General features: G+C 36.0%; 6 protein-coding genes. 3 read left to right on the top strand and 3 right to left on the bottom strand.

The window, feature by feature from the left end; all coding sequences use genetic code 11:
* Window positions 1-99 precede the first annotated feature (99 nt).
* From OQ279_RS17080 to OQ279_RS17070, 3 genes are read right to left on the bottom strand one after another with little or no spacing between them, the layout of a single operon-like run.
* A complete protein-coding gene (locus OQ279_RS17080) occupies window positions 100-663 on the bottom strand; it encodes a hypothetical protein (RefSeq protein WP_266071259.1) in 564 nt (187 codons plus the stop codon).
* A gap of 9 nt (window positions 664-672) precedes the next feature.
* Window positions 673-1,086, bottom strand: coding sequence for a protein-export chaperone SecB (locus tag OQ279_RS17075; RefSeq protein ID WP_266071258.1), 414 nt, complete (start codon window positions 1,084-1,086; stop codon window positions 673-675).
* The gene (locus tag OQ279_RS17070; protein WP_266071257.1) at window positions 1,046-1,330 is read right to left on the bottom strand and encodes a hypothetical protein; all 285 of its coding nucleotides are present in this window, start codon (window positions 1,328-1,330) and stop codon (window positions 1,046-1,048) included. Before OQ279_RS17070 ends, OQ279_RS17075 begins: the two co-directional genes overlap by 41 nt.
* Window positions 1,331-2,195: 865 nt before the next feature.
* On the opposite strand from OQ279_RS17070, the gene OQ279_RS17065 reads away from it, so the two are divergent.
* The 3 genes from OQ279_RS17065 (at window position 2,196) to OQ279_RS17055 (ending at window position 5,512) form a co-directional block, all read left to right on the top strand.
* The gene (locus OQ279_RS17065) at window positions 2,196-2,597 is read left to right on the top strand and encodes a hypothetical protein (RefSeq protein ID WP_266071256.1); all 402 of its coding nucleotides are present in this window, start codon (window positions 2,196-2,198) and stop codon (window positions 2,595-2,597) included.
* Window positions 2,598-4,090: 1,493 nt separating this feature from the next.
* The gene (locus OQ279_RS17060) at window positions 4,091-4,570 is read left to right on the top strand and encodes a YcxB family protein (protein WP_266071255.1); all 480 of its coding nucleotides are present in this window, start codon (window positions 4,091-4,093) and stop codon (window positions 4,568-4,570) included.
* Between the two features lie 429 nt (window positions 4,571-4,999).
* Window positions 5,000-5,512: a hypothetical protein gene (locus OQ279_RS17055; protein ID WP_266071254.1), complete on the top strand. Its 513-nt coding sequence runs from the start codon at window positions 5,000-5,002 to the stop codon at window positions 5,510-5,512.
* Window positions 5,513-5,728 lie beyond the last annotated feature (216 nt).

Raw genomic sequence — 5,728 nt, 5'->3', positions numbered from 1 at the left:
TTAATTCCATAAGAAAGAAATCGTTACGCCGGACAAGTGGAACTTCCCTACTCGCCACTTTCGTTAACCGGGACGTTACCTGCAAGCTCCTGACAAAAACTATATTACATATTCATTAATATATATGTCGGGATAAACAATTGAAAAGTCACTCAAATTAAGCCCTTTAAAACCGAAAAGGCAAATCTGTATAGCAGGCTTATAAACCAAATATTGTGGCTTGTTTAATTCAAATTTTAAACGATAATTGGGTTTAGTTTTTTCTGATCTGGAATTTATGCCATACACTCTTACGGACTGTTGCTCTAAAACATTTTTTTCTTTCATAAAAGAAATAACTCTGGCTACGGTCGTCTTTTTATTAACTAATCCTTCCTTTTTCATTAATTCTACACTTTTCTCAAAGTCTAACATATGAGAAGTATTCCCGACAAGATCTAAACAAGTCTTGTCAGAAAAATCAAAAGAAGATTTTCCTATAATATATTTATCATTTCTATGCTTCTTGCCCCACCAATGTGCATTTTCTATAAAAGTATCCCAAAAGTAATATCCGTTTCCCAACCAGGCATTATGCCAGTTACATGGAAAAGGACCCTTTAGTTCTACTTCCTCAGGGTTTTCTTTATCCTCGAGTGTTTGATAGATTATTTTCCGTTCCAAAGGATCAATTTAAACAACCGTTGTATTATCCTTTAAAGGTTTTTCAAGAGAAACCAAGTTCATTGTAGGTAACACAACTGGCGGAATGTTTGCCTGATTTGTAACCATACTGACGTAGGCTCTTAAATAGGGAAAAAGAATTGCTATACTATTACGATAAAAATATGGTGGAATATCCTCAAAAGAAGACAGGGAAGTAAATTTAAAAGTTCCTATACACCTAACATTTACAAAAGGTTCTATTTCCTTTTCATTTTCGGTGTAAGCAGAGAAGTCAAATGACAAATCGTAAGTAGAAGTTTCCTTGTGGAAAACGCCAGATGGCTTAAAATCTACGGATAGTTTATTAGAAGTATGATTCTCGAGATTAATAATTACTTTATCAAAAATATATTTCTCTATTGAAAAGCTTGCTTTTTCCATAAGTTGATGTCAAAAAAAAATCCGAAGTAAAATTCGGATTTTTAATATTATTCACAAAGCTTTCTTGCTTTAAATCTGGCTTTTCCTTTTCCAGTTCAAAGAAATAACTTGAGCATTCAATAAATTCTTCCACACTCGGTCCATTAACTTCATCAAATTTAGAAGTAGACTCCCAATCTTTTTCAACTTGCTCTCGGGAAGTATTATTGAAATAATCTTGCAATTTTTCAAACATACTTTTCATAATTATTATTTTTCAAGATTTGACTCTTGTTGTAAATGTATATTTTATTCTAGTTCTAGTAAACTGTTTTATTATTAATTAAGTGTAATAATACTATATATTAACAATACTTAAACAGTATTAAGCCATCTAATATACTGCAAAGGTAATTCTAAATACTAGAATAAACAATTATTGTTCCACTCTAGAAATTAAGGAACATATATAAGCCTGCAGGTAACAACGGTTAACACAAATGCGGCTGACTATCCAAAAATGACATTTTTGAGTACCTTTAAAATTAGTAATTAGAAGATAAATTTCGTTTCCAAATCCGCACTTGCGTTAACCGAGACGTTGCAAACAATGGCTCCTGACTCCACTCAAAACAGATAAAAAAGAATAGTAATTCGCTCACCTTCTGGAGATCAAAAACGGACAATTACTCAGCCGGATAAAATTAAAAGTGACAGCGGATTTCCACTCAAACGCAAGAATAAATGTTTTAACTTTCAAGTTTATACTCAAAAAGAATGATTTAGGAAGCGATAAAAATAAACGGACTCCACTCAGTCCTAAAATTAATTTTCTCACTGTTGCGGATTAAAAATTAAGAACTGGTAAAAATTAAATAAACCTTACTCAAGGCAAAAAATTGATTTTATCACTGTTGCGGATTAAAAAAACTAATCAAGAAAAATGCTAAGTACGAGCTCACTCAACTCTGTCGCCACTGATTTGCAACAATAAATAACACAAATTGCGTAATACCTCTCAAAAATGGCATTTTTGACTACCTTTAATATAATAGTTTAACGGAATGATTTGCGTCCCCTACCCCGCAACTTGCGTTATTCGAGACGTTGCCCACAATACAAAGATGATTATGAAAAAAATTTTAGTTAGTGCACTTTTAATCTGTGGATTTAGTTCCTGTGCACAAGAATTAACGTGTGCCGACTTTAAAACGGGAGAATTCCTGATTCCAGCTGATTCTCTAAATGCGCAATCTTTTAAAGTGACAAGAAAAGATGGCCAGCAAATAGAACTTGATGAAAAAGGAGATGAAACCTTAGTCGACATAAAGTACAAGGACGACTGTAACTACATCCTGACCTACAATGAGAATTCCAAAAATTTAGATGAGCTGGCCAGATATATTAACGCATCAGGCGGCATTAGAGTAGAGGTTTTGAAGATCGAAGGTGATACTCTGACTTATTCGGGAGTGATAGAAAATGATTCACTGCGGTATGAAATGCCAGGAAAATTAGTGAAGTTGAAATAGTACTGTGGGCAACAACATATAAAAACAATGCTCAAATCAGTCTCGAATCGAAACTTTCTGCTCTCTTGCAACGCCTGATTGTCCTGCGGACAATCAAGCTTGCCAGCAAGCACTGTTTTTATACGGGACGTTGCCAAAAACACCGCTGATCAACAGAACGTAAATATTCAATTTTAAAGAGTTATGAAATTTTTGCCTTACTTGAAGTATCTATTTTTAATTATTAGTATTATAATCTTCACCCTTTACATATTTGGCAATAATTATATAAATAAATACACGCTTGCATTTGGTTTTATTTTGATTTTCAGTGTGCCAGTTTTAAACAGATATGAAAAGCAGCGGATTTCTCACTCGAACGGAGAAAAAAAGAAGCACTGAAAATATCATTTTTGAGAGGTAAGAAAATTGGCGTTTCAAAACTAAATTCAGCGGACTTTCTCACTCAATTGGAGAAAAACAATCGGATATAAAAATGCCTTTTTTGAGAGGTAAGAAAACTTAAACTTTAAAAGCAATACGCAACGGATTAAAAGCGACGCGGCTCACTCGGGCGGGCGGTGCATTTGGCAACAATGTATAAAAACAATGCTATCTTAGTGTCGAATCGAAAGTCTGTGCGTACTTGCTGCGTCTGATTTTCCTGCGGAAAATCATCTCCGGCAATCGCCGCACTGTTTTTATACGGGACGTTACCTCACATTCTCAAAACCGAAAACCAGTGCTTTTTGCCATTTTTGAGAGGTTAGGTTTCTGAACCTTGCCAGCCGTTGTTTTTGGTCCGAAAAGTCGGTTCCTAAAAGCCATTTTTGAGACCTCTGTTTTGCAGCGGTCCTTGTCGATCACGAAGCGGACTTTACTCGGACGCGGAGGCAAAGTTTTGGTTTTAGCTGGATGTCCTGGTAAAAATGAATATTAACTCACAGCGGGAACGGTTCCTGCTGACAAAATTAAACGTGAGGTAACATTGCATAAAAACAATGCTATCTTAGTGTCGAATCGAAAGTCTGTGCGTACTTGCTGCGTCTGATTTTCCTGCGGAAAATCATCGCTGGCAATCGCCGCACTGTTTTTATACGAGACGTTACCTCACATTATCCATTCGAAAGAGATTATTTTTTTGCCATTTTTGAGAGGTAAGGTTTCTGATAATTCCAGTCGCAGTTTTCGGCTCGAAAAGTCGATTCCTAAAAGCCATTTTTGAGACCTTTATTTGGCAACGGTTCTGGTCGATCACGACGGCGGACTTTACTCAGACGCGGGAACGGACGGTCGGTTCAAGCCCAACGTCCAGGCAAATATGAACATTAACTCATACCTGGAATGGTCACATCGGACAAACAAACGTGAGGTAACAACATATAAAAACAATGCTTATTTTAGTCTCGAATCGAAACACTTGGCGTACTTGCTGCGTCTGATTTTCCTGCGGAAAATCATCGCCGGCAATCGCCGCACTGTTTTTATACGAGACGTTGCCATTAATTTAAAAAATGAAAACACAACATTTATCTCAGTTTGATAGAATTAAAATATTCTTGAATGAGTACTTTTTTGGGTACGGAGTTTTCTTCACCATTGTCAGACTAATTGGCGGACCGCTGATCCTCATAATGGGATTAAATTTATATTTCACCGGAGACACTAAACCAGGAGTGGGATATGCAGGATTTATGATAGCATTCGGCATTTATTACATTTTGAAACCCTTAATTATTATTCTGACCAAAAAATCGTGGTTCCAAAACTTTGATTTGAGTTACAAAATAGAACCTGATAAAATAGTTGTGCAGTCAGAAAAGAGCAAATCTGACTTGGATTACTCGGATCTGGTTTCAATTCTCAAAAGAAAGACCTACTATGCGCTTAGGACAAAATCAAAACAAGGAATCTACTTGCCGATAAAGTATTTAGAACCAGCGGAATTGTCTATTCTTGACGGACTAAAAAAAACTAATGGCAACAACGTATAAAAACAATGCTTAAACCTGTCTCAACTCGAAACTTACTGCTCGCTTGCAACGCCTGATTGTCCTGCGGACAATCAAGCTCGCCAGCTCGCACTGTTTTTATACGAGACGTTACCTCACATTCTCAACTGGAAAGACAGTTCTTTTTTGCCATTTTTGAGAGGTAAGGTTTCTGATAATTCCAGTCGCAGTTTTTGGTTCGAAAAGTCGGTTCCTAAAAGCCATTTTTGAGACCTTTATTTGGCAACGGTTCTGGTCGATGACGACGGCGGACTTTACTCAGACGCGGGAACGGATGGTCGGTTCAAGCCGAACGTCCGGGCAAATATGAACATTAACTCATAGCTGGAATGGTCACAGCGGACAATTAAAACGTGAGGTAACACTGTATAAAAACAATGCTTATATTAGTCTCAAATCGAAGCTCCGTGCGTGCTTGCAACGCCTGATTGTCCTGCGGACAATCAAGCTCCCCAGCTCGCACAGTTTTTATACGGGAACGTTGTACACAATTCAATGAAAAACTTTAGTTACATATTATTTTTTCTTTTGTGCATTCAGGTAAACGGACAAAATCCACCTGACCGGAAACAATTTAAAGTTGACCTTCTGACTATTGAGAAAAAAAGTAAAGACACTTTAGCCGGTTCTATTATAGAAATATATTCAGGGGGAAAAAGAATTGAAACGGATATTACAGATTTTGATGGAATAAGCATTTTTTACTTAAATGAATCGGATATCGTAGATAAAAAGATACGTTTAAAAATTTACGGACTGAAGTGCAAATTCTATGAATCAACTTTCTCTATTAAGGAGGATTTGAAAAAAACAATTTATCTCCAATACGGCCAAACTGAATATAATGACCCTCATCAGATTCATAAAATGTATGAAAAATTAAATATAAAGCCCAAAGAATTTCATTGTGGAACTATTGACTAATCCAAGATAGAACTGTGTACAACAATGAATAACTCAAATTGCGGAATACCTCTCAAAAATGGCATTTTTGACTACCTTTAAAATGCAAATTTAAAACGGACAAATTCAAGTCTCCAAGCCGCAACTTGTGTTATTCGAGACGTTGTACAAAATGCCGCGGACTGAAAATTTAAGACTGAATTTTCAGAAGTGAAATTCAAAAAAAAAAAGAAGAAT

It is taken from the genome of Salinimicrobium profundisediminis, from assembly GCF_026241755.1.
GTDB classification, from domain to species: domain Bacteria; phylum Bacteroidota; class Bacteroidia; order Flavobacteriales; family Flavobacteriaceae; genus Salinimicrobium; species Salinimicrobium profundisediminis.
This window is presented reverse-complemented; position numbering and strand designations above follow the sequence as displayed.

What these genes read in the sequence shown, in the direction of transcription:
- OQ279_RS17065 (WP_266071256.1), top strand. Translation starts at nt 2,196, where the DNA reads ATGAAAAAAATTTTAGTTAGTGCACTTTTAATCTGTGGATTTAGTTCC.
- OQ279_RS17070 (WP_266071257.1), bottom strand. Translation starts at nt 1,330, where the DNA reads ATGAAAAGTATGTTTGAAAAATTGCAAGATTATTTCAATAATACTTCC.
- OQ279_RS17075 (WP_266071258.1), bottom strand. Translation starts at nt 1,086, where the DNA reads ATGGAAAAAGCAAGCTTTTCAATAGAGAAATATATTTTTGATAAAGTA.
- OQ279_RS17060 (WP_266071255.1), top strand. Translation starts at nt 4,091, where the DNA reads ATGAAAACACAACATTTATCTCAGTTTGATAGAATTAAAATATTCTTG.